The 25952-nt window shown below is 64.9% G+C and carries 24 protein-coding genes; 9 read left to right on the forward strand and 15 right to left on the reverse strand.

All coding sequences use genetic code 11. From position 1 onward, the window contains the following. Positions 1-72: 72 nt before the first annotated feature. Together U5A67_RS03415 and U5A67_RS03420 are read right to left on the reverse strand one after the other, a co-directional pair. Positions 73-972, reverse strand: a complete 900-nt coding sequence (locus U5A67_RS03415) for a LysR family transcriptional regulator (RefSeq protein ID WP_321813055.1) — start codon at positions 970-972, stop codon at positions 73-75. 132 nt (positions 973-1104) lie between these two features. Continuing rightward, complete coding sequence (locus U5A67_RS03420) at positions 1105-2595, reverse strand: GntP family permease (RefSeq protein ID WP_321813056.1); 1491 nt, start codon at positions 2593-2595, stop codon at positions 1105-1107. Between the two features lie 241 nt (positions 2596-2836). On the opposite strand from U5A67_RS03420, the gene U5A67_RS03425 reads away from it, so the two are divergent. Then, positions 2837-3226, forward strand: a complete 390-nt coding sequence (locus U5A67_RS03425; RefSeq protein ID WP_205982490.1) for a DUF488 domain-containing protein — start codon at positions 2837-2839, stop codon at positions 3224-3226. Between the two features lie 27 nt (positions 3227-3253). Here the strand turns inward: U5A67_RS03425 and U5A67_RS03430 are convergent, their stop codons facing one another. Further along, positions 3254-4576, reverse strand: a complete 1323-nt coding sequence (locus U5A67_RS03430) for a TIGR00366 family protein (protein ID WP_205982489.1) — start codon at positions 4574-4576, stop codon at positions 3254-3256. A gap of 333 nt (positions 4577-4909) precedes the next feature. On the opposite strand from U5A67_RS03430, the gene U5A67_RS03435 reads away from it, so the two are divergent. Continuing rightward, positions 4910-5635: an SH3 domain-containing protein gene (locus tag U5A67_RS03435; RefSeq protein WP_321813057.1), complete on the forward strand. Its 726-nt coding sequence runs from the start codon at positions 4910-4912 to the stop codon at positions 5633-5635. 156 nt (positions 5636-5791) lie between these two features. Here U5A67_RS03435 and U5A67_RS03440 read toward each other — a convergent pair whose 3' ends face one another. From U5A67_RS03440 to U5A67_RS03470, 7 genes are all read right to left on the reverse strand, one after another. Next, positions 5792-5953, reverse strand: a complete 162-nt coding sequence (locus tag U5A67_RS03440) for a hypothetical protein (protein ID WP_321813058.1) — start codon at positions 5951-5953, stop codon at positions 5792-5794. Positions 5954-6116: 163 nt separating this feature from the next. Further along, complete coding sequence (locus tag U5A67_RS03445) at positions 6117-6329, reverse strand: hypothetical protein (RefSeq protein WP_205982486.1); 213 nt, start codon at positions 6327-6329, stop codon at positions 6117-6119. A 200-nt stretch (positions 6330-6529) separates the two neighbouring features. Beyond that, positions 6530-7276 carry an acetoacetyl-CoA reductase gene (gene phbB, locus U5A67_RS03450; RefSeq protein WP_321813059.1) on the reverse strand — a complete coding sequence of 249 codons (747 nt, stop codon included), beginning with the start codon at positions 7274-7276 and terminating at the stop codon, positions 6530-6532. Beyond that, positions 7266-7769 (reverse strand): hypothetical protein, encoded by a 504-nt coding sequence (locus U5A67_RS03455; RefSeq protein ID WP_321813060.1) that lies wholly within the window; start codon positions 7767-7769, stop codon positions 7266-7268. The genes phbB and U5A67_RS03455 overlap by 11 nt, the downstream gene beginning before the upstream one ends. A gap of 369 nt (positions 7770-8138) precedes the next feature. Next, positions 8139-8600 carry a universal stress protein gene (locus U5A67_RS03460; RefSeq protein ID WP_321813385.1) on the reverse strand — a complete coding sequence of 154 codons (462 nt, stop codon included), beginning with the start codon at positions 8598-8600 and terminating at the stop codon, positions 8139-8141. 198 nt (positions 8601-8798) lie between these two features. After that, positions 8799-9770, reverse strand: coding sequence for an acetyltransferase (locus U5A67_RS03465; RefSeq protein ID WP_321813061.1), 972 nt, complete (start codon positions 9768-9770; stop codon positions 8799-8801). Between the two features lie 200 nt (positions 9771-9970). After that, the gene (locus U5A67_RS03470; protein WP_205982481.1) at positions 9971-10366 is read right to left on the reverse strand and encodes a transposase; all 396 of its coding nucleotides are present in this window, start codon (positions 10364-10366) and stop codon (positions 9971-9973) included. Between the two features lie 224 nt (positions 10367-10590). Here U5A67_RS03470 and U5A67_RS03475 point away from each other — a divergent pair, with 224 nt between their 5' ends. Then, positions 10591-11439: a DUF72 domain-containing protein gene (locus tag U5A67_RS03475; protein WP_321813062.1), complete on the forward strand. Its 849-nt coding sequence runs from the start codon at positions 10591-10593 to the stop codon at positions 11437-11439. A gap of 28 nt (positions 11440-11467) precedes the next feature. Here U5A67_RS03475 and U5A67_RS03480 read toward each other — a convergent pair whose 3' ends face one another. After that, positions 11468-12103 carry a TetR/AcrR family transcriptional regulator gene (locus U5A67_RS03480; protein ID WP_205982479.1) on the reverse strand — a complete coding sequence of 212 codons (636 nt, stop codon included), beginning with the start codon at positions 12101-12103 and terminating at the stop codon, positions 11468-11470. 74 nt (positions 12104-12177) lie between these two features. On the opposite strand from U5A67_RS03480, the gene U5A67_RS03485 reads away from it, so the two are divergent. Then, the gene (locus U5A67_RS03485) at positions 12178-12507 is read left to right on the forward strand and encodes a darcynin family protein (protein ID WP_321813063.1); all 330 of its coding nucleotides are present in this window, start codon (positions 12178-12180) and stop codon (positions 12505-12507) included. A gap of 75 nt (positions 12508-12582) precedes the next feature. Here U5A67_RS03485 and U5A67_RS03490 read toward each other — a convergent pair whose 3' ends face one another. Further along, entirely contained in the window at positions 12583-14127 is a 1545-nt protein-coding gene (locus U5A67_RS03490) for an RNA polymerase factor sigma-54 (protein WP_321813064.1), read from the reverse strand. A 352-nt stretch (positions 14128-14479) separates the two neighbouring features. Here U5A67_RS03490 and U5A67_RS03495 point away from each other — a divergent pair, with 352 nt between their 5' ends. After that, positions 14480-14824 (forward strand): BON domain-containing protein, encoded by a 345-nt coding sequence (locus U5A67_RS03495; protein WP_205982476.1) that lies wholly within the window; start codon positions 14480-14482, stop codon positions 14822-14824. Between the two features lie 69 nt (positions 14825-14893). Here the strand turns inward: U5A67_RS03495 and U5A67_RS03500 are convergent, their stop codons facing one another. Further along, positions 14894-15937 (reverse strand): aldo/keto reductase, encoded by a 1044-nt coding sequence (locus U5A67_RS03500; protein WP_321813065.1) that lies wholly within the window; start codon positions 15935-15937, stop codon positions 14894-14896. A 207-nt stretch (positions 15938-16144) separates the two neighbouring features. Between U5A67_RS03500 and U5A67_RS03505 the strand changes: the two genes are divergently transcribed. Continuing rightward, the gene (locus U5A67_RS03505) at positions 16145-20584 is read left to right on the forward strand and encodes a DEAD/DEAH box helicase (RefSeq protein ID WP_321813066.1); all 4440 of its coding nucleotides are present in this window, start codon (positions 16145-16147) and stop codon (positions 20582-20584) included. A gap of 157 nt (positions 20585-20741) precedes the next feature. On the opposite strand, the gene U5A67_RS03510 is transcribed toward U5A67_RS03505, so the two are convergent. Next, positions 20742-22877, reverse strand: a complete 2136-nt coding sequence (locus U5A67_RS03510) for a heavy metal translocating P-type ATPase (protein WP_321813067.1) — start codon at positions 22875-22877, stop codon at positions 20742-20744. A 126-nt stretch (positions 22878-23003) separates the two neighbouring features. On the opposite strand from U5A67_RS03510, the gene U5A67_RS03515 reads away from it, so the two are divergent. Together U5A67_RS03515 and cadR are read left to right on the forward strand one after the other, a co-directional pair. After that, positions 23004-23309 (forward strand): hypothetical protein, encoded by a 306-nt coding sequence (locus tag U5A67_RS03515; protein ID WP_321959671.1) that lies wholly within the window; start codon positions 23004-23006, stop codon positions 23307-23309. Positions 23310-23347: 38 nt separating this feature from the next. After that, the gene (cadR, locus tag U5A67_RS03520; RefSeq protein ID WP_205982471.1) at positions 23348-23845 is read left to right on the forward strand and encodes a Cd(II)/Pb(II)-responsive transcriptional regulator; all 498 of its coding nucleotides are present in this window, start codon (positions 23348-23350) and stop codon (positions 23843-23845) included. A gap of 47 nt (positions 23846-23892) precedes the next feature. On the opposite strand, the gene U5A67_RS03525 is transcribed toward cadR, so the two are convergent. Next, the gene (locus tag U5A67_RS03525) at positions 23893-25353 is read right to left on the reverse strand and encodes a M20 family metallopeptidase (protein WP_205982470.1); all 1461 of its coding nucleotides are present in this window, start codon (positions 25351-25353) and stop codon (positions 23893-23895) included. 221 nt (positions 25354-25574) lie between these two features. Between U5A67_RS03525 and U5A67_RS03530 the strand changes: the two genes are divergently transcribed. Then, complete coding sequence (locus U5A67_RS03530; RefSeq protein WP_205982469.1) at positions 25575-25901, forward strand: superinfection immunity protein; 327 nt, start codon at positions 25575-25577, stop codon at positions 25899-25901. The last annotated feature ends 51 nt before the right edge of the window (positions 25902-25952 follow it).

Below are 25952 nucleotides of genomic sequence, written 5' to 3' on the forward strand. Positions count from 1 at the left end.
GCAACGCCCGTCCAATACTGTGTTTGCGCCGATCAAGACGAAAAAGATATCAATCGGCACGGGCCCCGCCGATCACTCGCGCTGCGCGTTTCGAGCCGTATCGCGCAGGATACGCACGAAGTTCTGCACGGTAGGCGCGCGCTCGCGTGGCCGGTGCACCAGCGCGATGGTCGTATGCAGCGAGCCGCCCTTGAGCGCGTGATAGGTGACGCCCTTGGCCTGAATCTGCCGCATCGAAGACGGAATCAGCGTGACGCCAAAGCCCGCCGCCGCCATATTGACCGTCGACGAAATCTGCGGCGACTCCATGCTGATGACCGGATTGAAACCCGACGCGCGGCACGCACTGATGATTGAATCGTAAAGATCCGGGCCGATGGGGCGCGGAAAGAGAATCAGCGGATCGCCCGCGAGATCGGCGAGATCGAGACTGCGCCGACGCGCGAGCCGATGGCGCGGCGGCAGCACGGCCAGTACGTCTTCTTCGACTAGCGGCTGCGTTTCCAGGCCGCGGCAATCGAGCGGCAGGCGCACGAAGGCGGCATCCACACGGGCTTCGCTCACGCGTTCGAGCAACACCGAGCTATTGCTCTCTTCGCAGCCGATTGCTACGCCCGGATATGCGCTGCGAAAGCGCTGAAGCAACGTGGCCACGAGCGGATGAAACACCGTCGATCCCGCGAACCCTAGATTCAGGCGGCCGGTTTCTCCGCGCCCGGCATTTTGCGCTTCGGCCAGCGCGAGATCGGCGTCTTCGACGATGCGCAGCGCGCGTTCGCGAAAGAGTCTGCCGGTGCCGGTTAGCTCGACATGCCGCGAATGACGCACGAAAAGCCGCGTGCCGATCTCCTTTTCGAGCTTGAGTATCTGCTGGCTCAACGGCGGTTGCGCAATGCCGAGCACGCGCGCGGCCTCGCTGAAATGCAGATGCTCCGCAACGGCGAGAAAATAGCGTAGCTGGCGCAGTTCCATATGTTTTTCGTCTTGATGCGCGTGTGATCGATGCGCGCAGTGTGGACCGGATCGACGCGCACGTCTATCGGCCGAATGGCGAACATACCGCTCTACAAGACGTAAAAGTGCAGTGGCTTCGGCCTGGGCGCGTCAGAAACTGCCGAACACCGAACCCAGCACGATCACCACCGCGAGCGCGAGAATCGCGCCCAGAATGCTCACCACCACGAGGTCGCGATAACTCTCGCGATGGGTCGATCCGCACACGGCCAGCAGCGTCACCACCGCGCCGTTGTGCGGCAGGCTGTCGAGCGTGCCGGACGACATCACGGCCACGCGATGCAGCAGCGCCGGATCGATATGATGCTGCGCGGCCAGTTGCATATAAGTGCCGCCGAGCGCATCGAGCGCAATCGTGAGACCGCCCGAAGCCGAACCCGTGAGGCCCGCGAGCAGATTGGTCGCCACCGCAAGCGAAACCAGCGGCCCGCCGCCGATGCCGAGCACCCAGTCGCGCACCGCCTCGAACGCCGGCAGCGCGGCGATCACCGCGCCATAACCCACCAGACTGCCGACGCTGAGCACCGGCAATACCGCTGCGTTCGCGCCCGCATCGACGCTTTCGCGCAGCGCGCCCAGCCGTGCGCGATTGAGCGCGACCAGCACGACGATGCCCAGCGTCAGCGCCACCGAAACGCCCCAGACGCCGGATACCGCATGCAGCGTCGTCGCGCCCCAGATCGGCTCGGCGAGATACGAGGCGTCGATGCGCGGGAACACCACCACGTTCATCACGAAGTTCATCGCCACCACGACCGCGAGCGGCGCGAGCGCGACCCAGGCGGGCTGCGGCCCGGCATCGGCGCGGGCGTGCGCGCCGCTGTCGATTTCGGCGGGGTCGAAGGTCTGCGCGACGCTCGCGCGTTCGCGCACGAGCGGGGATTTGCCGCGCGTGTCGTCGTCGGCGCCGCCGCCTGCGGGTTCGACGAAGCCTTCGCCGTTGCGTCGCGCCGCCGCGGCCGCGCGGCCGAGCCACCAGAGGCCGAAGCCCGCCATCACGATCGTCGCGACGATGCCGAGGCCCGGCGCCGCGAACGGCGTGGTGCCGAAGAACGGCATCGGAATCGCGTTTTGCAGCGCGGGCGTGCCGGGCAGCGCGGACATCGTGAAAGTAGCGGTGCCGAGCATGATGGTTGCGGGCATCAGGCGGCGCGGGATATCGGCGGAACGGAACAGCGCCTGCGCCATCGGCGCGAGGACGAAAAAGGCCACGAACAGGCTCACGCCGCCATAGGTTACGAGCGCGCCGCCCAGCACCACGGCGGCGAGCGCGTGGCGCGTGCCGAGGCGATCGATCATGAACTGCGCGACGGCATCCACCGAACCGCTGTCCTCCATCAGCTTGCCGAATAGCGAGCCGAGCAGAAAAAGCGGGAAGAACTGCGCGAGAAAACGGCCCGTGCTGGGCATGAAGGTCTGGGTCCAGTGCGCGAGCACCGGCTGGCCGGAGATCGCAGCGGCCAGCATTGCGCAAAGCGGCGCGAGCAGCAGCACGCTCCAGCCCCGGTACGCCAGCCAGATCAGCAGCGCGAGGCTCGCCAGCATGCCCGTGAGACCGAGTGCCAGTGCGCTTGCGTTCATCGATCGACCCCGCACGGCAACGATGCGAGGCGGATTGCGCAAGACGTCGTGTCGCGTTCGGCGGGCATGGCGGCTCCGTGGTGGGCGGTGCGGGCGTGGCAGTCGAGTGACAATCGAGTAGCAAGAACCAGCCGCGAGATTACAGGAAAACCCGAATACGGCTCGCACAAGTGCCATTCGGGCGTTTGCTAGACTGGAAGCGCTTTTTTCGCTTCAACTTTCAGCAAAGGGAATCGACGAAATGAGCGCAGCGAAGATCGCGCTACAGCGCGTCTATGAAGCGCTGCCGGAAGGCAGAGAACATCGCTTTCTGGTGGATCGGCTGTGGCCGCGCGGCATCAGCAAGGAGCGGCTTGCGGGCGTGACATGGGCGAAGGAAGCGGCGCCCAGCACCGCGCTGCGCCAGTGGTTTCACGCCAATCAGAACGATCCGGCGCATTGGGACGAATTCGAGCGGCGCTATCTGGCCGAGCTCGCTGCGAATCACGACGCGTGGGCACCGCTCGCCGAAGCCGCGCACGCTGGCCCGATCGTGCTGCTCTACGGCTCGCACGACGCCGAACACAATCACGCCATCGTATTGCGCGACTTCCTGCTGAAACACTTGCCGAAAAAGCGGCGCCACGCATAGCGCCGCTTTTCCAAGCAAACGCGCCGGTCAGAACAGATACATCCCGGCGACGAATACCACGCCCGAAAACAGCAGCGTAGTCACGCAATACCCCATGATGTCGCGCACGCCCAGGCCCGCGATCGCCAGCGCGGGCAGCGCCCAGAACGGCTGAGCCATATTGGTCCACGCCTCGCCGTAAGCGATCGCCATCGCCGATTTGCCGAGGTCGACGCCCAGCGCCTGCGCCGCCGGCATCACGAACGGGCCCTGCACGACCCAGTGGCCGCCGCCCGAAGGCACCGCGAAGTTAATCAGCGCCGAACTCAGGAACGCGAGCAGCGGAAACGTGTGCACGTTGGCGATATCGACGAACCATTTCGTGATGACGCCCGCGAGGCCCGAGTGGTCCATCAGCGCCTGAATGCCGGCGTAGAACGGAAACTGGATCATGATGCCCGACGCGCCGCGGGCCGCACCCGCGACGGCGCGCGCATAGGCCATCGGCGTCTTGTGCAGCACGAGGCCGGCAGCGAGGAACACCAGATTCACGGTGTCGATATCGAGCGCGAAGCCCTTCTCGTGAAAACGCACGCCGAGAAACACCACGCACAATGCGGCCACCAGCAGCGACAGCGCGCGGCTTTCCTCGATGCGTTCGGCAAACGTGGCGTCGGGGCCGAGCTGGCGCTCGACCGTGGGCGGATCTTCGAGCAGCGCGGGATCGACCGAAACGACGTCCTCGGGCTTGGGCATCATCAGGCGCACGAGAATCGGCAACAACACGATCAGGCCAATCGTGATGAAGGCGTTATAGCCCGTGAAAATGGTGTGCGAGACGGGAATCAGGCCGATGGTCTTTTCCATCGGATTGCCCTTGGTGGCGGCTACCAGCGGCACCGAACCCGACAAGCCGCCGTGCCACGTCAGAAAGCCCATATATGCGGCCGCGACCAGCAGCCGGTAATCCGTGCCGCGCACGCGGCGCGCCACTTCGCGCGAGAACATCGCGCCGAGCACGAGGCCAAAGCCCCAGTTGATCGCACAGGCCACCGCGCCCACGAAAGCCACCAGCATCACACCCTGACCGGGCGTGCGCGCACAGCTTGCGAGCGCAACCAATAGCCGTTTGACCGGCGCGGAGCTGGCCAGCGCGTGGCCGGTCACGAGGATCAGCACCATCTGCATCGCAAACGCGAGCAGATTCCAGAAACCCGAACCCCACATCATGATGAGCGCTTCGGGCGGTTGCGGCGTCAAGGCGAACGCCAGCACGAAGGTCACGACGGTGAGAAGAATGGCAAAAATGAGCGGGTCCGGCAAAAACCGGTGCACCACGCCCGTGAAAAATCCCGAAATGCGTTGAATCACTTGTCTGCTCCTGGTCTTTCTGACTTTCTGATAATTCTGTTTCGCTTTGTTGCTTCGATTTGCTGCTTCGATTTGCTGCTTCGATCCCGGCTACGCACGCACGATGTAACGTGCATGGGCCGAGCCGCGATTCTTGCACAAGGCGTTTTTTTGCGTGTGACACGCAGCAATTCGCTCGACTCCTTCCAGATCCCGAAATATTGCGTGCCCTGCCGCAATGCGACGAAATACGCCGTAACATGCGCAGCCGCGGCGAAAAATCCATATCTGCTACCTTACTGGCTGATATCGCAATAAAAATTCAACGGGCAGTTCAACCTCGGAGAAACCGCGATGCGCAAACAGCTCGTGGGTGCGGTGCTTGCCGGTCTGGTCGCGGTCGTCGCAGCGCCGGCACACGCACAAAGCCAGGCGTTCACCAGTACCACCGTCAATCTCTACGCCGGGCCTGCCGGCGACTATCCCGTCGTGGCGCAGGTGCCGGGCGGCGTCTCGCTTGCCGTGATGGGTTGCGTGTCCGGCTATAGCTGGTGCGACGTCAGCCTGCCCGGCCTGCGCGGCTGGGTTTATGGCGGCTATCTCTCGTATCCGTACCAGGGTGCACGCGTACCGCTGATGAATTACGGCGCGACCATCGGCCTGCCGATCCTCACGTTCACGCTGGGTGCGTACTGGGGCAGTTATTACCGCGATCGGCCGTGGTATGGCAATCAGGCGCGCTGGAATCGTCATCCGGGACCGCGCCCCGGACCGCCGCCCGGCGTGCGGCCGCCTTCACATGGCGCACGGCCGCCGGGCCATGGGAATCGGCCGGGAATGGGAAATGGGCATGGAAATGGCCACGGGAACGGGCATGGCAACGGCAATGCCAATCGGCCGCCGAATAACGGCGCCCGCCCGCCGGGCAACAATGGCGCGCGGCCTCCGGGCAACAACGGAGCCAGACCGCCCGGCAATAGCGGCGCCCGGCCACCGGGTCAGAGCGGCGGCAGGCCTCCCGGCGGCGGCGGTGGAAATCGGCCTCCAGGCGGCGGAGGCGGCGGCCGTCCCGGAAACTGAGCGGTCAAACCGCGGCTACCGCGCGTGACGATGGGGTTTCACGTCACGCGCGCGAATCATCTCGATGCAGCGATACGTTTTATCGCATCGAATTTAATCTGCATGACTAACGAATTCGAGCCAAAAAAACCGCATCGAAATGCGGCTTTTTATCGATCAGTGTGCGCGATGGCAGACACGCACAGCATGATGGCCGTGGTGTTCGATGTGACACACTTCGTGATGACCCGGTGCCGCAACGGCAACCAGCGGTGCGGCCAGCGCGGCGCAAAGCATCAGGGCGGACAGACGGGCGAACGGCTTGACAACAGCTTTCATGGACAGATTCTCGAGCGATACAAAGGTGGATCGAAATGCGAGCCGGAACTGTATCGCAGAGTGCGCGCGCTTTCGTTACCAATTTATTACCGGTTTGTAACGAGCGTAGCGCTGGATGTCATGCGCTTGACAAGGCCGTATAGGCGCCCTCGCTGAAATCAGCTTACGCGCTGCCTTGAACGGGCCCGTCGTGCGTGAGCCGCTGCAGTAATTCCTGACCGCGTCTTGTCAGGCGAGGCGCGTAGCCGCTTTCGTCTTCGTCCATTTCGACGAGCTGGTAGCGCGCAAGCGCCATGAAATCGGCATCGAGTGTCTGGAGCGGCGCGTTAGCGTCGCGAATCAGCAGCAGTGCCGCCAGTTCGTGATGACTGAGCATCGCATTTCTCCTGTTAAAAACTCACCGTGCCAATCAGCATAGCGGGCAAAACGTACAGTTTCGCTACAGTCGTGTTTCACTGCGTTACCGCGCGTTTTTTTGCGCTGGGGGGAATAATGTATTGCGCTCAAAGACAAATATCGGATTCCTGATTATTGATTGAGGGCACGCAGCGTATTCGCGACATGCCATCGTTTGAATTAGTGCATATGCATACCGCCGTTGATCGCGATATCGGCACCCGTGATAAAACCGGCGTCGTCCGAACACAGGAACGCGACCAGCGCCGCCACTTCGTCGGGTTGGCCCAGCCGGCCTACGGGAATCTGCGGCAGGATGCGTTGCTGCATGACATCGGCGGGCACGGCTTCGACCATCTGCGTGGCCAGATAGCCCGGCGAAACCGTGTTCACCGTCACGCCCTTCTTCGCCACTTCCAGCGCCAGCGCTTTTGTGAAGCCGTGCAGCCCGGCTTTCGCGGCCGAATAATTGGCCTGCCCGTAAGCGCCGCGCGAACCATTCACCGAACCGATGTTCACCACGCGTCCAAACCCGCGCTCGATCATGCCGGGCACGAAGGGCTTGGTCACATTGAAGAGCGCGTCGAGATTGATACGCAGCACGCTGTCCCAATCGACCTTGGTCATTTTGGCGAAGCTGCGGTCGCAAGTGATGCCCGCGTTATTCACGAGCACATCGACACGGCCGAGATCGGCCAGCACGCGCGCCGCCGTCTGCTGGCAGGCATCGAAATCGGCGACATCGAGCGAATACGCGTGAAAATGCCGCCCCACCGCGCGTTCGGATTCCAGCCATGTGGCCATGCGGTCGTTGCCTTTCGAGCAGGACAGCACGACCGTCATGCCCGCGTCGGCCAGACGCCGGCTGATCGCCGCGCCCAGCCCGCCCATGCCGCCCGTGACGAATGCAATGCGTTCAGCGCCCATGCTGACCTCCGTGCGCTTGCGCTGCGTCCTTAAAGGCCGCCGTGCCCGCGCTGCCCGTGGCCGACATCGCCCGTTCGAAGGCGGCCATCCATTCGCGCATCGGCAGTGCAGCGCCGCTCTGGCCCGGCTGGGCAACAGCGCCCGGCTTCAGCTTTTCCAGCGTGTCCTGCCATTGCTGCGACATGTCGCGAACGGCATTGGCCCAGACTCCCGTGCCCTGCACCGTGGCCGCGACGTTTTCCTGCCAGAGCGCGGCGCTCGCGAGCAGATAGTCGCGCCAGACCGTCTGCGTCGCCGCGCCGAAATCGCTCCAGTCCTGCGCACCGTGCAGCGATTCCAGCGTACCTTCGAGCGCGGCACGGTCGCGTTCGATGCGGCGTTGCAGCAGATTCGCCGCCTGCTCGCGCCATTGCTGCTGCTGAACCAGCCATTGCAGCGCCGCGGACGTGCTGGTTTTATACGCATTGAACGACGGATGGGAAGCATTGGGCATGATCGATTTTCCTTTCGACAGTGCTTGGGCAGGCGCGGGAGACGGCAAAACAAGGCATTTTCATGCGCGCGCTGGAGGCAACGAGTGTTGCGAGCAGCGCAGAAGCGAGGCGCGTTACACGATGGCACAGTGCAAAAATTGCAGTGCAGCAAATCGCAATAGCGCGCACAAAAAATTCGGACTCCGGTGCAATTTATCGCCGCGACGACAAAACCACATCATAGGCACGATGCACGACCAGTGCGCGAATAATGGCCTCGATCTATTTGATCAAAATCTAATTTCAAGATATTTGATCGGCACGCAATGCTCGATGAATCGGCTTATGCGCCTATTTTCCGATTTAATTATGCGGCGGCGATAAACCGGTCAGACTGCCTTGTCTGCGTTTTCGCGTACCAGCATCACCGGACGGTCGGCCATGCGCAAATACGACTCCGCCACGCTGCCGATCAACAAGCGCTTCACGCCCGATAAGCCACGCGTGCCGAGCACCACGAGATCGACTTCGTCTTCCGCGGCGATGCGATGAATGACCGCGGCGATTTCCTCGCCGTTCGAATCGGCGGCGCGGATGGTGCCCTGGATGCCGGTCTGCGCGAATACCGTTTTGGCTTCTTCGAGCGCCATGGTCGCAACGTCGGCTTCGGCGGATTGACGCGTTTGCTCTTCCGCAAAGCCCGCGCTGATATCGACCAGCCGCGCCGGATGCTGGACCACGCAGAGCGCCTGCACGGTGCCGCCGGTGGCCGTGGCGATCTTCACGGCTTCGTCGAGTGCGCGGCGCCCGCTGCGGCTGCCGTCGATTGCCACCAGAATCTGCTTGTACACGATCACCTCCCGGGCTTTGCCCATGTTGTCGCGCTGTGTGTCGAACTGTGTGTCGTGCTGCGGCACGTCGTCGCCCATCGGGCATCGATCACGTTTTTTAGCGCTCTTTTCATGGTACGCGGTCGGCAGGCCGGCTGCGAGGCGTGTGTGCGCCCACGCCGCAGCCGGGCGTGGGCGATTGAGATTGCAGATGGAGATCTAGCGCGGCATCGCGCGGCCGAAGACGCGCGCGAACGCGGAGCAGAACTGGTCGAGACGCTTCGAGTCCAGGCAGTCGATGCCCGCCGCGCTCACCCGGCCATTGCCGCCGGGGAAGGCGCGGCAGAGTTCGTCGGCGCCGCGCGGGCGTTCGAGCGGCGCGCGCACGCTGACGGCGTAGTTGCCGTCGGGATTGACGCTCAGAACTGCGTGCGCGTATTCCGGTTCCTCGATCGCCAGCGCGTTGGCGAACACCCCGCGCACGCGCCGCGCCCACGGTTCGTCGGGCAGCACGCAGACGCTGCCGTACTGCAGCGTGAGCAAAGGCGTGATTTCCTGGGCGCGCTCGAGATCGTCGTGACGGCACGACGAAAGGCGTTCGAGCAGCGGCTCGCTGGCGATGAACTCGAACGGGTCGGCATAGGGTTTGAGCGACTCGTAAAGCGCCGTGGGGGCGATGAACAGATCTTCGACGCTATCGCCGTAAGCGTTGTAGTTGATCGATTCACCCAGTTCGCGCAGTTGTTCGATCTGCGTTTCCGACAAACCGGCTTGCTGCGCCAGCCCGCGCGCGGTCTCGGCCAGGTTGTCGCCGAACGCCGCCGCAATCGCCCAGCGGCGATATTCGCCGTGCAGATGGCGATCGACCAGCACGCTGGTGCAGACCTGCGCCGTGGTGTCGATGTGCGCCATCAGGTTGACGTTCATCGGCAGATCGCCGGCGTGGTGATGATCGAAATATTCAACGTGAATGCCCTTGTCGAGCAGCGAGCAGACCGCTGCACGATTGGTGTCGAAGGAAATATCGAGCACGGTGAGCGAGTCGCCCGGCTGGGCCTCCACGCGCTTGACGAGCGCGATGTCACGTTTCGCGCCGGTGATCAACGTGGCCTCGCGCGGCCGGGCGAGACGAAGCTGGTGGAGCGCGCAGATGCCGTCCGCGTCGCCATTGAATACGTCGAAATGCGCCATGTCCTCTGGGTTCCGTTGCGTTGAGCCCAACAGTATCGCGCACAGGGGGCCATTCCCACAAAGGCCGGATAAGAACGACGCGTTTTCAGACAACCGGAAGCGCGAAATCCACTGTGCGCGGCGTAGAAATGCGAAACGGGCAGCAGAGTTCTTCTGCTGCCCGCCTGTGATGTCAGACAGTTCCGCGAGTCGGCCCGCGCTCAGGTGCGCGCGAGCGGCCAGCGCAACGAGAAAGCGACCGGGAAACGCGGCGCACGGCGACCGGCCGGCGCGCGCCACGGCTGCATGCGCGCATTCATGGCCGCGCACATTGCCAGGCCTTCGTCGCCGTAGAGGCGTTCCATGGCTTGCTGCACGAGGCCCGCATCGAACCACACCTTGAAACGGCGATGGCAGGTGCGGAAGTCGGGGTAGCGCTCGGGCAGCTTGGCCCAGACCGAACCGGTCGAGAGCACCCAGAGAATCGCTTCGAAAACGGCGCGGGGACAATGCGCCGGACGGCCGCGGCGCGGACCGTTGGAGCGGCTGTCGTTAAAAATCGGCTCGACGCTGCGCCACTGCGCATCGTTCAGCTCGCGAGAAGGACGAGACTGCATCTGATATTCCAAGTGAGGTTGTCTGACACACAACGACTAAATTAGCCTCACGCCTGTTCGGAAAATATCGGACTATGCTGAAAACGCTATTTTCGCCTGCCGGCGGGTAGTCTGGGCTCCCGCGCTACGCCCTCGAAAGCCCGCATCAGTAACGTTTTTTGACGATTTTCGTGGCGCCCAAGCCGCGCTAAACTGCCGCATCCTGAATCGACGGCGCTTATTCGATGACACGCTCCTCTGCTGCTCAAGCTGCGACTTCCGTTAAAGCCGGCCGAATTCGCGTCGGCATCGGCGGCTGGATTTTCGCGCCGTGGCGCGGCACCTTCTACCCAGAAGGTCTTGCGCAGCGTCTCGAACTCGATTATGCGAGCCGCCACCTTGGCTCGATCGAGATCAATAGCACGTACTACGGCGCGCAGCGGCCCGACAGCTTCAAACGCTGGCACGACGAAACGTCCGATGACTTCCAGTTTTCGCTCAAAGGCCCCCGCTTCGCGATGAACCGCCGCGTGCTCGCCGAAGCCGGTGCCTCGATCGAGCGCTTTCTCACGGGCGGTTTGCTGAATCTGGGCGCCAAGCTCGGCCCGATCAACTGGCAGTTGATGCCGGGCAAACAGTTCAATCCCGAGGACTACGCGCGTTTTCTCGATCTCCTGCCGGACGAAGTCGACGGTCACCCTTTGCGTCACGCGCTGGAGGTGCGCCACGCGAGCTTCTGTGCACCGGAATTCGTCGCGCTCGCCCGCAAGCGCAAGGCGGCGATCGTGGTATCGGGCGACTCCGATTACCCGCAGATCGCGGATGCGTCCGCGCCCTTCGTCTACGCGCGCATCATGGGCACGGCCGCCAATCGCAAGCTGGGTTACGGGCCCGCCGATCTCGACCGCTGGGTCGAGCGCGCGCTGACCTGGGCGCAAGGCGGCACGCCGGACGATCTCGACACCTTCGGCAAGCCGCTGGCGGCCAAAGCAAGCCGCGACGTCTATCTCTACGTGATCAGCGGCCACAAGGAACGCAATCCCGCCGCCGCGATGGCGCTGATCGAGCGCCTGCGCAAGCGCGGCGCGTCCTGAACAACGGCCCTGAAGCAACGCGAAAGGTTCAGCGCGGCGTTTCGCTGCGCCACAGATAGCCGACCACGGCACGCGTCGCGCGTGCTTCCAGCGCGAGCGCGTCCGTTTCGCCGCGCGCGCCTGCGGCGTCCACCATGCCGCGCACGATCGCGAACACGTCGTAAGCCGCCGTCGATGGATCGTCGAGACGCGGCGCATCGGGCATCCCGAACGCACGCACGAGCGTCGCGTGAATCCGGTCGCCGATCCGCGCATCGCGCTCGCCAAGCGGCAAGCGTTCCTCCTCGAAATCGAGCAGACGCGCCAGCACGGGCCGCTGCATCTGATGCGCCACCGACGCGCGGATCAAACCGCACAACGCCGCCTCGCAACTCGACGCCGCGCCCGCCTCTTCGAGCGCTGCCATCAACGGCGCGCTTTCTCGCTCGATCAACGCGGCGGTGAGCGCATCGCGATTCGGAAAGTATTGATAGAGCGAGCCGACACTCACGCCGGCGCGCTCGGCGATGGCATTGGTGGTGTAGCCGCTGAAGCCGCGCTGCTCCAGAATGCGAGCGGCGGCTTCGAGAATGGCGACGACCGTGGCCGTCGAGCGGCGCTGGACCGGCTGCTTACGCGCGTCGAGCGGGGCTGGGCGGCGACGGCCGCGAGGCGTGGGCGTCATGATCGGAATGCGAGTATCGAATGTGAGCAAACGCTCGTATTCTAGACACGTCTACTCCCGTTCAGGAAATTGCCGTGAAATCTGTGTTGACCGTCTTCATGCTCGTCAAGAGTTTGCCTGCCTGGCTCGAACTGCCACCGGACGCACGCCAGCGTGCATTGCGCGACCATGTGATGCCTTTGCTGGAACGCCATCGCGATCAGGTGCGCCTGCGTTTGTACGACGTGGAGTTTTACGCCACACGCGTCACCGATGTCTGGATGTGGGAAGCCGAAAGTCATCAGGCCTACGAACAGTTGGTCGAGACCTTGCGCGATACGCCGTTCTGGGACCGCTATTTCGAAATCGTCGAGATTCTGCCGGGCGTGGAGAGCCATCACACAGGCGAAGGCGTGACGGCTTGACAATGCAAAAAGCGCATGGGCTCAACCCCATGCGCTTCATCGCCCTGCAGACACTATCAGCGGATAGTCAACGCCTCAAATTTGCCGACGCATTTCCGCCGCCGGCAGCTTCATCATCTGTCGATACTTCGTCACGGTGCGGCGCGCGACGCGCACGCCCTGCTTTTCCAGTTCCTGCGTGAGCACCACGTCCGAAAGCGGATCGCGCGGATTTTCGGCGTCGATCATTTCCTTGATCAGCGCGCGCACGGCCGCCGCCGAACACGTGCCGCCCGTGCGCGTTTCGAGTTCGCGCGGGAAGAAGCGCTTGAATTCGAAAATACCGCGCGGCGTGGCCATGTACTTGTTGCCGGTCGCGCGCGACACGGTCGATTCATGCAGGCCGAGTTCATCGGCGACATCGCGCAGCAACATCGGACGTAGCGCGATTTCGCCGTACTGGAAAAACGCCTTCTGACGCGCGACGATACATTCGCCCACGCGCAGAATGGTTTCGCAGCGCTTGTGCGCATTGCGGATCAGCCAGCGCGCTTCCTGCAACTGCTGCGCGAGCGGCGAGCGGCTGGTTTGATCGGAACGCGCGAACATTTCGGCGTACAGCTTGTGGATGCGCGCGCGCGGCTCGATCGCCGGATTCACGCTCACCACCCACTTGCCGCGCACCTGACGCACGATCACATCGGGAATCACGTAGCCGCCATCGGCGCGGCCATAGTGATTGCCGGGCTTCGGATCGAGGCGGCGCACCAGCGCGGTCGCGGCCTGCAGCGACGCCGCATCGCATCCGAGTTGACGCTGCAGTTCGCCGTTCTCGCGGCGTGCGAGGCGTTCCAGATGATGCGTCACGATCATGAGCGCAAGCTCGCGATGCGGCGTGTCGTGCGGCATCGCTTCGAGTTGCAGCGCAAGGCATTCGGACAGCGAGCGCGCGCCGATGCCCGGACGATCGAGCATCTGCACCACTCGCAGCGCCACGCGCAGATGATCTTCGTCGAGGATATCGGCGACGCCTTCGAGTTCGACCAGATCGGCCAGTTCCTGACGCAGATAGCCGTCGTCGTCGAGCGCTTCGATGATGATTTGCGCCGCCGCACGATCGAGTTCGGCGAGCGGCGAAAGGCGCAGCGCTTCGTGCAACTGGTCGCGCAGCGAAACCGGCACGCGCACCCAGTCGGACGCTTCGGAGTCGCCGTCTTCGGAACCGCGATAGCTCGACGAGCGCAGCGCGCCCGGCGAGGGCAGATCGGCCGTGTAGCCGCCGCCGTCGTCCTGATAGCCCGAACCATCGTCGCTGTAGTTCGACGATTCCTCGCCGTAGCTCGACGTCTCCTGGGCCACGCCGCCGTCCATGCCGCTTTCGATGCCGCCGCCCGGCACATCGGCGAGCGCCGCGGGCGCTTCGTTGGCTGCGGCGCCAATGCCGGCCGCGCCTTCGGCGGCCTCGGCGGCTTCACCGGTCTCGGAAGCCGGCGGCACATATTCAAGGAACGGATTGGTGTCGAGCGCTTCGCGCAGTTCCTGCTGGAATTCGAGGGACGAAAGTTGCAGCAGTCGCACGGCCTGCTGCAGGCGCGGCGTCAGCGCCAGATGCTGGCGGGCTTGTAACGCGATGGAAGGCATGGCAGTCCCGTTCTTGAGATTGAGGTCAATGCGCCCTGATACGCAACACCCATGCCAGTTTTTACAAACGCTTGTTTTATAACGGGATCGGGGCTTGCTAAGGGCCGAAACACGCCAGCGTGCCCACCTACTCTGCAGACGTTTTTACAATCGCCCGGAAAAATTACGTGCCCGATGATCGTCGATTGAGCCGTTGCCGGATCACGCGATTGCGCGCCTGCTTTCCCAGATAGTGCGTGCTCGAACCCCTTGCCGATGGCGTTTGCGCGACGTTTGCGACCCGCGAGCCGTAGCGCGGCACGCACCTTGCGGTACTGGTGCACGATCATCAACCCACACAAGGAGAATTCCTATGAAGCGCACTCTGATGCTCAAGACCGCTGCCGGCGTGGCCTGCATGACCTTCGCGCTGATGGCCGGCGCACAGACCACGGCGGCTTCGGCGCCGTCGGGCAGTTCCGAAAGCGTCGGTCAACACGTTGACGACGCAACCATCACCACCAAGGTGAAGGCCGAACTGCTCGGCGCGAAGAACGTGAAGTCGGAACATATCCACGTGAAGACGCGCAAGGGCACCGTCTCGCTGACCGGCACGGTGCCGACCGCCGAAGACCGCGACAACGCCAAGCAAGTGGTGGAAGGCGTGTCGGGTGTGAATTCGGTGAAGAACCACTTGAAGGTGGTGGCGGCGCAGTAATGCAACTGTGTGCCTGAGAGAACGCGGCGCCTTTTACGGCGCCGCGTTTTTTTGCGTGCGGCTTGTGTATTACCGCTCGCTTTGGCGTAACTGTTCGAGCCGCGCATCGCCCTGGCGCGCGAGCATCCAGCCCGGGTATTCGGCGGGCAGATGGCTTACATCGTCGAGGATCGCCAGTTCTTCGGTCGAGAGCTTGACCTTTGTGGCCGCGACGTTGTCGTCGAGTTGATCGACGCGTTTGGCGCCCACGATCACCGTCGTCACCGCGCGCTGATGCAGCAGCCACGCCAGCGCGATCTGCGCGACCGGGACGCCCTTCTGGTTCGCGATCGATCGCATTGCATCGACGCAATCCCACGCGCGCTCGCGCTCGACCGGCGGAAAGTCGAACGTGGTGCGGCGACTGCCCGCCTCGCCCTGCTGCTCGCGCCCATATTTGCCGCTCAGCAGCCCGCCCGCGAGCGGACTCCACACCATCAGCCCGAGGCCTTCGCTTGCCAGCATCGGCACGATTTCGCGCTCCAGATCGCGGCCCGCGATCGTGTAATACGCCTGCAGCGACTCGAAACGCGCGAGACCGTGATGATGCGCAATGCCCAGCGCCTTGACGATCTGCCACGCCGCCCAGTTCGACACGCCCACATAGCGCACATGGCCGTGCTGCACGAGCGTATCGAAGGCGCGCACGGTTTCCTCGATCGGCGTGACGGGATCGAAACCGTGAATCTGATAAAGGTCGATATGGTCGAGCTGCAGGCGTTTGAGGCTGGCCTTCACGCCTTCCATGACGTGATAGCGCGTCGCGCCCCGCTGGTTCGGCGACGGCCCCATTTCGCCGAGCACCTTGGTCGCGACCACGACCTGATCGCGCGCGATCTTGAGGTTTTTCAGCGCCTGGCCGGTGATTTGCTCCGAGACGCCTTGTGAGTAAATATCCGCCGTATCGATGAAATTGATGCCCGCGTCGAGCGCGCGGCCGACGAGGCGTTCGGCATCGGCCTGTTGCAGATCGCCGATCTGGTTCCAGATGCCCGAACCGCCGCCGAAAGTCATGGTGCCGAGGCAAAGCTCGGAAACTAACAGGCCAGTGCGGCCGAGTGTGTTGTATCGCATGGGGAAACTCCGTCGTGAACCGAGGGAACATCGAAGAGACATCCAGCGGGGCGAGGATACTGCGTTCGGGCGGGGCTTGCTTGAGACGGGGATGAGCCGGGTTGAGCGAGGTTCGACGCGCCTGCGCGAAATTTGCGAGACTGTAAGCGATGCGCGCACGGTTCGCGGCTTGAAACTGGCCCCGCGCGCGCCCCAAACCTTGAGCCCATGGCCTCGCTCCCCACGCCCCCCGACGACCCGCTCGATCTCTTCCATCCGGCCGTGGCCGCCTGGTTCCGGCGCAGCTTCGACGCGCCAACGCCCGCCCAACGAGCCGCCTGGCCGCTGATCGAAAGCCGCCGCGCCACCCTGGTTGCCGCGCCGACGGGTTCGGGCAAAACGCTCACGGCCTTTCTCACCGCCATCGACGCGCTCGTGCGCGAAGGTCTCGCCAGCGACGGCGCGCTGCCCGACGCGACGCTCGTGGTCTACGTTTCGCCGCTCAAGGCGCTATCGAACGACATCCGCCTGAATCTCGAACGCCCGCTCGAAGGCATCGGCGAAGAACTCGCGCGGCTTGGCCTGCCGGGCGTCGCGATTCGCGCGGCGGTGCGCACCGGCGACACGCCGCAGCCCGAACGCGCCGCGCTGCGCCGTCGCCCGCCGCATATTCTCGTGACCACGCCCGAATCGCTCTACGTGCTGCTCGGTTCCGCGTCGGGTCGCAGCATGCTGGCGAGCACGCGCACCGTGATCGTCGACGAAATTCATGCGGTCGCGGGCAACAAGCGCGGCGTGCATCTGGCGCTGAGCCTCGAACGGCTCGACGCGCTCTGTGCCGGACGGCCGCTGCGCATCGGGCTTTCCGCGACGCAAAAGCCGATTGAAACCGTCGCGCGCTTTCTGGTCGGCATGGGCGACGATCCGGCCACGCCGCCCGCCTGCGAGATCGTCGATGCGGGCCACGTGCGCGCCCGCGATCTCGCGCTCGAAGTCCCGCCCGTGCCGCTCGAAGCGGTCATGGCGAACGATGTCTGGGAGCGCGTGTACGACCGCATCGCCGAGCTGGTGGCGATGCATCGCACCACGCTCGTGTTCGTCAACACGCGGCGCATGGCCGAGCGCGTCGCGCGTCACCTGACCGACCGTCTGGGCGGCGAGGCCGTGGCCGCGCATCACGGCAGTCTCGCGCGCGAGCATCGTTTCGATGCCGAACAGCGCCTCAAGCGCGGCGATTTGCGCGTGCTGGTGGCGACGGCCTCGCTGGAACTCGGCATCGATATCGGCGATGTGGATCTTGTCGTGCAGATCGGTTCGCCGCGCTCGATTGCGGCCTTCCTGCAGCGCGTCGGGCGCTCCGGCCATCAGGTGGGCGGCACGCCGAAGGGCCGTCTGTTCGCCACCTCGCGCGACGATCTGATCGAATGCGCCGCCCTGCTCGATTGCGTGCGGCGCGGCGAACTCGATCGCATCACGCTGCCGCATGCGCCGATCGACGTGCTGGCGCAGCAGATCGTCGCCGAAGTGGCTTGCGAGGCGTGGCGCGAAGATGCGCTCTTTGCGCTGGTGCGCCGCAGCGCGCCGTATGCGCAACTCGAACGCGCAACGTTCGACGCGGTGCTGCGCATGCTCGCCGATGGCTTCACGAGCCGCCACGGACCGCGCGCCGCCTATCTGCATCGCGACGTGGTGAGTCGGACGCTGCGGGCGCGGCGCGGCGCACGCCTGACCGCGCTCACGTCCGGCGGCACGATTCCCGATAACGCCGATTACGCCGTGCTGCTCGAACCGCAGAGCATGCAGATCGGCACGGTGAACGAAGATTTCGCCGTCGAAAGTCTGGCCGGCGACGTGTTCCAGCTGGGCAATGCGTCGTACCGGATCTTGCGCATCGAAGCGGGCCGCGTGCGTGTGGAAGATGCGCAAGGTCAGCCGCCCAATATTCCGTTCTGGCTGGGCGAAGCGCCGGGCCGCAGCGACGAGTTGTCATTCGCGATTTCGCGTATGCGTGCGCAGATCGACGCGAAACTCAGCGAATTATCGATTCATTCGGATGACGAATCGTCTATCGATCATCGAGCCGCGATCGAGGACACCACGGCATGGCTTTGCGACACGCTCGGCCTCGACGATGCGCCCGCGCGCCAGATCGTCGAATACCTCGCCCGCGCGCGTCAGGCGCTCACGGTCCTGCCGACACAGAACACGCTCGTGATGGAGCGCTTTTTCGATGAATCGGGCGGCACGCAACTCGTGATTCATTCGCCGTTCGGCAGCCGCATGAACCGTGCGTGGGGACTCGCGCTGCGCAAGCGCTTTTGCCGTCAGTTCAATTTTGAACTGCAGGCGGCCGCCACCGAAGACGCCATCATCCTCTCGCTGACCGGCGCGCACAGTTTCGCGCTCGACGAAGTGTGGCGCTATCTGCACTCGAATACGGCCGAACATCTGCTGGTACAGGCGCTGCTCGACGCGCCGCTGTTCGGCGTGCGCTGGCGCTGGAACGCCACGGCTGCGCTCGCGCTGCCGCGTCAGACCGGCGGGCGCAAAACGCCGCCGCAGATCCAGCGTATGCGCAGCGAAGACCTGCTCGCCGCGGTGTTTCCCGATCAGGTCGCCTGCGTCGAAAATCTGGCGGGCGAGCGCGAGATTCCGCCGCATCCGCTGGTCGATCAGACGCTCGACGATTGCCTGCACGATGCGATGGATACCGAAACATGGCTCGCGCTGCTGCGTCGCATGGAGCGCGGCGAGGTGCGGCTGGTGACGCGCGAATTGTCGGCGCCCTCGCCGCTTGCGGCTGAAATTCTCACCGCGCGCCCCTACGCATTTCTCGACGATGCGCCGCTCGAAGAACGCCGCACCCAGGCGGTGCTCTCGCGCCGCTGGAGCGACCCGGAATCCGCCGACGATCTGGGCGCGCTCGATGCCGAAGCCATTGCGAGCGTGCGCGAAGAGGCCTGGCCGCAGGTGCGCAACGCCGATGAAATGCACGACGCGCTCAACGCGCTCGGGGCGCTCGCGCACAGCGAAGTGCAAACGTCGCCGTCATCGGACTGGACTGGCTGGCTCGACGAACTGGCCAAAGGCGGCCGCGCGACGCGCGTGCCCATCGACGACCGGGAAGCGCTGTGGGTGAGCATCGAGCGGCTCGCCTGCGTGCTGGCGATCTATCCGCACGCGCAGTGCGAACCGCCGCTCGCGCCGCTCGATGATGCGCGCGCCGAAGCATGGACCGAAGACGCCGCGCTCGTCGAACTGGTGCGCGCGCGGCTTTCGGGTTTCGGACCGCTTACCGTCGCGCAGGTGGCGCGGCCGCTCGCGCTGGAAGCCAGCGTGGCCGCGCTGGCGCTAACGCGACTCGAAGCCGAAGGTTCGGTGATGCGCGGGCGCTTTACGCCCGGCACGCGCGACGAGGAATGGTGCGAGCGGCATTTGCTCGCGCGCATTCATCGCTATACGGTGCGCAAGCTGCGTCGCGAAATCGAGCCGGTCGAACGCCACGATTTCATGCGCTTCCTGTTCGAATGGCAGCACATTGCGGCGGGCTCGCGCGGCTCGGACCGCGACGCGCTCGTGGCGATGCTCGATCAGCTCGAAGGCTGGGAAGCGTCGGCGCTGGCGTGGGAGGACGAAATCCTGCCCGCGCGTATCGACGATTACACGCCCCTGCTGCTCGACGATCTGTGCCGCTCCGGGCGCATCACATGGGCGCGGCTGCCGGCGCGCACCGCGGCGTCGACGACCGTGCGCAGCACGCCGGTCGTGCTGCTGCCGCGTCGGGAACTGGCGCGCTGGACCGCCTTGCTCGACGCGCCCGAAGCAGAAATCGCGGCACGCGCGCGACGCGTTTATGACGCGCTGATGCATCACGGCGCGATGTTCTTCGACGAACTCGCCGCCGATGCGCATCTGCTTGGCGTCGAACTGGAAAGCGCGCTCGGCGAACTGGTCGCGGCCGGTCTTGTGAACGCCGATAGTTTTGCGGGCCTGCGCGCCTTGGTGCGGCCAGCGGCGAAACGCCCGGCGTATCACGGCAAGCGCAGACCGCGTGGCTTCGGGCCGCTCGTGGGTTCGATGGCCGACGCGGGGCGCTGGGCGGTTTTGCGGCGCGTGACGCTGACGGCCGACACCGCTGCCCCCAAACCTGTTGCGCCGACGCGCCGCGCGCCGATGGACAGCGACCTGCTCGAACACATCGCGAGCGTTTTGCTGCGCCGCTATGGCGTGATCTGCTGGCAACTGTTGGCGCGCGAGGCGTCCTGGCTGCCGCCGTGGCGCGATCTGCTGCGCGTGCTGCATCGTATGGAAGCGCGCGGCCATGTGCGCGGCGGGCGTTTCGTGACGGGAATCTCGGGCGAGCAGTTTGCGCTGCCTGAAGCGATTCCGCTGCTGCGCGAGGTGCGGCGGCGCGGTGCAGCGGATAACACCGATCAACCGGATCACGTCGACGAAGCCGCCGTGGTTTGCATCGCCGCTTCCGATCCGCTCAATCTGCTCGGGACGCTGCTGCCGGGCGATAAAGTGCCCGCGGTGGCGGGCAATCGCATCGCGTTTCGCGACGGCTTGCCCGTCGCCACGCTGATTGCCGGGCGTGTGGAGTTTCGCGGCGATGTCGACCTGGCTACCCAGGCGATGTTACGTGCGGCCCTGCTGCGCTCTATCTGATGTGCGTCGCGCGAGTTCGCATTGATGTCCGCTGATAAGGATTCAGTGCGACGGAATTCGAACTTCGTGGAAAAGGTTGCGCTTGGCTGTTAGTTGCATAAGAGGGATTGAAAAAGCGAGCCGTCATGGCCCGCCTCTTCGTTGAAGCTTTGATGCTTCAGTCCGCCAGCATCGTCCGCCGATCCGCGAAATGCCGCCGCACCCGCAGGCCATTGGCCACGACCAGCAGGCTCGCGCCCACATCGGCGAACACGGCCATCCAGAGCGTCGCCTCGCCCGCCAGCGCGAGCGCCAGGAACACCACCTTGATGCCGAGCGCGAGCACGATGTTCTGCATCAGCACCGCCGACACCTTGCGGCTGAGCCCGATAAACGCCGCGATCTTGCGCGGATCGTCGTCCATGATCGCGACGTCGGCGGTTTCCAGCGCCGTCGCCGTGCCCGCCGCGCCCATCGCGAAGCCGATGTCGGCGCGAGCCAGCGCGGGCGCGTCGTTCACGCCGTCGCCGACCATCGCCGTCATGCCGCGCTGCGTGGCAAGTTGCGCAATCGCATCCTGCTTGTCCTGCGGCAAGAGATTGCCGCGCGCATCGTCGATTCCGAGCGGGCCCGCAATCGCACGCGCCGTGGTCGGGTTATCGCCGGTCAGCATCACCGGCGTCACGCCCAGACGCTTGAGTTCGCGGATGGCCGGCGCGCTCTCGGGCCGCACCGCGTCGGCGACCGCAAAAAGCGCCACCGCTTCGCGCGACGAGCACAGCACGATGGCCGTCTTGCCCGCCCCTTCCAGCCGCGCAAGCTGCGCCTCGAGCGCGTCCGAACAAAGGCCGAGCGACTCCACGAGCCGATGGTTGCCAAGATGCCAGGCCTCGCCGCCGATGCGCCCCGTCACACCCAGACCGTTAAGTACCGCGAAATTGGTGACGTTTTCCAGCGCCGATTGCCCATCGCGCTCGCGCCAGCCCGCGACGACGGCGCGCGCAACCGGGTGCGTGCTCGCATCGTCGAGACTCGCGGCGAGGCGCAGCGCTTCTGCCTCGGGCATGGCCGTCAGCGCCAGTACGTCGGTGAGTTGCGGCGCGCCGCGCGTGAGCGTGCCCGTCTTGTCGAGCGCCACCGCCTTGAGCAGACGGCCGCGTTCGAGCCACACGCCGCCCTTCACCAGAATGCCGTTGCGCGCCGCCGCCGCGAGGCCGCTCACGACCGTCACCGGCGTCGCCACGACCAGCGCGCACGGGCACGCGATCACCAGCAGCACGAGCGCCTTGTAGAGCCATGCGCTCCACGCGCCGCCCAACACGAGCGGGCCGCCTACCGCGATCAGCACCGCGAACGCGACCACGGCGGGCGTGTAGTAGCGCGCAAACTGATCGACGAAACGCTGTGTCGGGGCGCGCTGCGCCTGGGCGTCCTGCACGGCGGCGGCAATGCGGGCGAGCGTGCTGTCGCGCGCGGTCGCGGTGACAGCCGCCTCCACCACGCCATCGACGACGATACTGCCTGCGAAAAGCACATCGCCTTCGAGCTTGTCGACGGGCAGGCTTTCGCCGGTGATCGGCGCCTGATCGAGCGCCGCGCGGCCCGCCACGACGCGGGCATCGACGGGCACGCGCTCGCCCGTACGCACGCGGATGCGCGCACCGACGGCGACTTCGGCCACCGCAAGCGAGCGCCATTCGCCTTGCGACGCCGCGGCGTCGAACCAGACTTCGGCCGTTTCGGGCGCGAGCGCGGTGAGCGAGCGGATCGCGTGACGCGCACGTTCCAGCGATAGCGCCTCGATTTCCTCGGCCAGCGCAAACAGGAACACGACCATGGCCGCTTCCGGCCACTTGCCGATCACGATCGCGCCGGCCACCGCCAGCGACATCAGGAAATAGATGTTAATCGTGAAATTCCTGAGCGCGATCCAGCCTTTCTTGAGCGTCGGCAGGCCCGCGCACAGCAGCGAAATCGCCGCGCAGATCAACACGGGCGCGCCCGCTTCGTGGCCCGTGGTCCACGCGAGAATTTCCGCACCGGCTGCGGCGATACCGCTGGCTGCGAGCAGCAACTTCTGGCGCAGCGCGAGGCCGGGCTTGACGGCGCTTTCGCTTGCGTTGGTGTCGTCGCCATCGGCGAGCGCGCGCGGCGCCATGTCGAGTGCGCGCAGCGCGGATTCGAGCGGCTGGGCGTCCGCCAGCGTGTGATAGACGGTCAGCTCGCGCGCGAGCAGGTCGAAGTCGAGACGCGCGACGCCTGCCATCGGTTCGAGCCGATTGCGGATCAGCCGCTCTTCGGTCGGACAATCCATGTTGTCGATCCGATACCGCGCGCGTTGCGTGCCTTCCGGCGCGGGCGCTGCCTGGCGGCTCTGCGCGGTTTGTGGAGACGCGCCGTGGCAACACGAGTCACCGGCGTGTGCAGCGTGATCGTGCGCATGACCATGACCGTGTTCATGCCCGCTGTGGTCGTGCGCGCTGTCGTGACCGCATGCATGGCCAGGTTCGCCGTGATCGTGATCATGGTCGTGTGCATGCGCGTGGTCGTGGCGATGACCCGCTTTGGCCCCACAGTCGGCGTGATCGTGCCCCGTGTGAATTTCATCGAGCGCCGATCCCGCCGCGCCGGTATCTCGCCCGTCGGCACGCGCCCGATAGCGCTGCGACAGCGCAACCCACGACATGAAAACCTGGACCATGGCCGATTTCTCCCAAAGATGACAGAATCATTGAACAGCCTGTAGCCGCTACAGGGTCAAGCCATTTTTGGGGAACCGCGACGATGAGAATCGGAGAACTGGCGCGCCACGCGCATTGCGATGTCGAAACGGTGCGCTTCTACGAGCGCGAAGGCCTGCTGGACGAACCCGCGCGCGAAACCAACGGATACCGCAGCTACACGGCCGCACACGCTGCGCAGTTGAACTTCATCCGCCATTGCCGCTCGCTGGGCATTGGGCTGACCGATATCCGCATGCTGCGGCGCTATCAGGCCGATCCGGCCCAGCCCTGCGACGAGGTGAATGCGCTGATCGACTGCCAGATCGCCCGCATCCACGAGCAGATCGAGACCATGCGCGTGCTGGAGCAACAACTGCGCACGCTGCGCGATAGCTGCAACGAGCGTCACAGCAGCGCCGAGTGCGGCATCATGAAAAATCTGGAACAGCCGATCGACGAGGAAAACTGCTCCTGTCACGCCGATGCAGTGCATGCGGAGCACGCCGGCAGCGACGCGCCGACCGCCGCAAAGGCGCCCAAAAAACACGCGCCGCACTAGCAGCACCGATGCGGGCCACGCGCGGCCCGCATCGCGTCATGCCGGGATCAAGGTGCCGAAGAAATGACTTCGGCGACCGTCGCCGTGAGTTTCTTCGCGTACGGCACATGCAGGAACTCGTTGGGCCCGTGAGCGTTCGATTTCGGACCAAGCACACCGCACACCATGAACTGCGACTTGGGGAAGCCGGCCTGCAGCACGTTCATCAGCGGGATCGTGCCGCCCTGACCGAGATACGCACAGTCGGCACCGAAGTGATTGCGCGAGGCCGCATCCAGCGCCTGAGAAAGCCACGGTGCGAGATCCGGTGCACTCCAGCCGTTCGCCGCGCCCATGTCGGGCTTGAACGTCACACGCGCGTTGTAGGGCGGATCGAGTTCCAGCAGCGACTTGAGTTCCGCCACGGCCTTGCCTGCATCCAGCAGCGGCGGCAAGCGCAGCGAAAGCTTGAACGCCGTGCGCGGGCGCAGCACATTGCCCGCATTGGCGAGCGCCGGCAACCCGGCCGCACCTGTCACGGAAAGCGAAGGCCGCCACGTGGAATCGAGCAGCGCCTGCTGCGGATCGGTCGTGGTAGGTAGCACGCGGCGCCCATCCAGACCGCACGCCCACGGCATGCTCTTCCAGACGTTCTCGCCGAGGATTTTCGCCGTGGCTTCCGCTTCGGCCAGGCGCTGGGACGGAATCGGAATATGGAAGCCTTCCGGCAGCAGCGTACCGGTGCGGGAATCCTCCAGACGCTCGAACAACTGGCGCATCACGCGGAAGCTCGACGGCGCGATGCCGCCATACGAACCCGAGTGAATGCCCTCTTCGAGCACTTCGACTTCCAGGTCGCCGGTCACAAGACCGCGCAGCGAAGTGGTCAGCCAAAGCTGATCGTAGTTGCCCGCGCCCGAATCCAGACATACGACGAGGCCGACGCTACCCAGACGGTCGCGCAACGCATCGACATAAGGCAGCAGGTCGTAACTGCCCGACTCTTCGCAGGTTTCGATCAGACCCACGCAGCGCGGACGCTCGACACCCTGCGCGTCCAGTGCGGCCAGCGCCGTGACGCTCGCGTAGATGGCGTAACCGTCGTCTGCACCGCCGCGGCCGTAGAGGCGGCCGTCTTCGAGCTTGGGCGTCCAGGGACCGAGGTCGTTGCGCCAGCCGTCGAATTCCGGTTGTTTGTCGAGGTGACCGTATAGCAGCACGGTTTCGCTGCTGCCCGAGCGCGTGGCCGGCGCTTCGAAGAAAATCACCGGCGTGCGGCCCGGCAGGCGCACGACTTCGAGCTTCAGGCCGCGCACGGGCTGCGACTCGGCCCACTTTGCGGCTTCCAGCACCACGCGCTCCAGGTAGCCGTGCTTCGCCCAGTCGGCGTCGAAGGCGGGACTCTTCGCGGGCACCGCGATGTAGTCCGTGAGCGCGGGAACGATTTCGTCGTTCCATTTACGCTCCACGAACGTGCGCAGTTCGTCGTGATCGAGTTGACGGGTGACCTCTGTGGTGTCTGAGCTCATGGTGTGGGGGATCTTTGCCTGAAAAACCTCGATCATAGACCCGAACGCCCGTTCACCCAAAGGCCCAGGCATCGACATTGGCCGTTCGGCCAGGGCCTGCCCGGCCGGCGCGCGCCATCGTGCACCAATACCCCGGGATCGAAAGGTCATTGTCGGCGCGCGGGCCCGATCCGCGCGACAATGAATGTTCGAGGGCAACGCCCTGATGCGGAGGTTTCACCATGGCGAGCCATTCCATCTTCGAAATGCTGGTCCTGCTGATCGCAGTGATGGTGTATTTCCTGCCCGCAATGATCGCCGACCGCCGCAAGCGGCACGATCTGCTGATCATCGCCCTGTTCAATGCGGTGGTGGGCTGGACGGTGCTCGGCTGGTTTCTCGCGCTGTTCTGGTCGATGCAGCCAAACCCGCCCAGAGACATCGGCGACAACGTCAAGGAAAAGAAGAAAATCATCGGCATGCAGCTGTTTTCGCGTCGCCTCGACGCGCGCGCGCAGGCCCGCCAGTCGCGTAACGCCGAGCGCGATGCGTCTTCGAAGCGCTCCTAGGCTTGCTGTCCCTGGCCGGATGGCCAACGAGACGTCCTCGCCACGCACGAA

Source organism: Paraburkholderia sp. J69-1, from assembly GCF_905220255.1.
GTDB lineage: Bacteria > Pseudomonadota > Gammaproteobacteria > Burkholderiales > Burkholderiaceae > Paraburkholderia.

Coding starts and splice junctions, on each gene's coding strand:
- U5A67_RS03415 (WP_321813055.1), bottom strand. CDS start 972: ATGGAACTGCGCCAGCTACGCTATTTTCTCGCCGTTGCGGAGCATCTG.
- U5A67_RS03420 (WP_321813056.1), bottom strand. CDS start 2,595: ATGAACGCAAGCGCACTGGCACTCGGTCTCACGGGCATGCTGGCGAGC.
- U5A67_RS03425 (WP_205982490.1), top strand. CDS start 2,837: ATGAGCGCAGCGAAGATCGCGCTACAGCGCGTCTATGAAGCGCTGCCG.
- U5A67_RS03435 (WP_321813057.1), top strand. CDS start 4,910: ATGCGCAAACAGCTCGTGGGTGCGGTGCTTGCCGGTCTGGTCGCGGTC.
- U5A67_RS03440 (WP_321813058.1), bottom strand. CDS start 5,953: ATGAAAGCTGTTGTCAAGCCGTTCGCCCGTCTGTCCGCCCTGATGCTT.
- U5A67_RS03445 (WP_205982486.1), bottom strand. CDS start 6,329: ATGCTCAGTCATCACGAACTGGCGGCACTGCTGCTGATTCGCGACGCT.
- phbB (WP_321813059.1), bottom strand. CDS start 7,276: ATGGGCGCTGAACGCATTGCATTCGTCACGGGCGGCATGGGCGGGCTG.
- U5A67_RS03455 (WP_321813060.1), bottom strand. CDS start 7,769: ATGCCCAATGCTTCCCATCCGTCGTTCAATGCGTATAAAACCAGCACG.
- U5A67_RS03465 (WP_321813061.1), bottom strand. CDS start 9,770: ATGGCGCATTTCGACGTATTCAATGGCGACGCGGACGGCATCTGCGCG.
- U5A67_RS03470 (WP_205982481.1), bottom strand. CDS start 10,366: ATGCAGTCTCGTCCTTCTCGCGAGCTGAACGATGCGCAGTGGCGCAGC.
- U5A67_RS03475 (WP_321813062.1), top strand. CDS start 10,591: ATGACACGCTCCTCTGCTGCTCAAGCTGCGACTTCCGTTAAAGCCGGC.
- U5A67_RS03480 (WP_205982479.1), bottom strand. CDS start 12,103: ATGACGCCCACGCCTCGCGGCCGTCGCCGCCCAGCCCCGCTCGACGCG.
- U5A67_RS03490 (WP_321813064.1), bottom strand. CDS start 14,127: ATGCCTTCCATCGCGTTACAAGCCCGCCAGCATCTGGCGCTGACGCCG.
- U5A67_RS03495 (WP_205982476.1), top strand. CDS start 14,480: ATGAAGCGCACTCTGATGCTCAAGACCGCTGCCGGCGTGGCCTGCATG.
- U5A67_RS03500 (WP_321813065.1), bottom strand. CDS start 15,937: ATGCGATACAACACACTCGGCCGCACTGGCCTGTTAGTTTCCGAGCTT.
- U5A67_RS03505 (WP_321813066.1), top strand. CDS start 16,145: ATGGCCTCGCTCCCCACGCCCCCCGACGACCCGCTCGATCTCTTCCAT.
- U5A67_RS03510 (WP_321813067.1), bottom strand. CDS start 22,877: ATGGATTGTCCGACCGAAGAGCGGCTGATCCGCAATCGGCTCGAACCG.
- U5A67_RS03515 (WP_321959671.1), top strand. CDS start 23,004: ATGACCATGACCGTGTTCATGCCCGCTGTGGTCGTGCGCGCTGTCGTG.
- cadR (WP_205982471.1), top strand. CDS start 23,348: ATGAGAATCGGAGAACTGGCGCGCCACGCGCATTGCGATGTCGAAACG.
- U5A67_RS03525 (WP_205982470.1), bottom strand. CDS start 25,353: ATGAGCTCAGACACCACAGAGGTCACCCGTCAACTCGATCACGACGAA.
- U5A67_RS03530 (WP_205982469.1), top strand. CDS start 25,575: ATGGCGAGCCATTCCATCTTCGAAATGCTGGTCCTGCTGATCGCAGTG.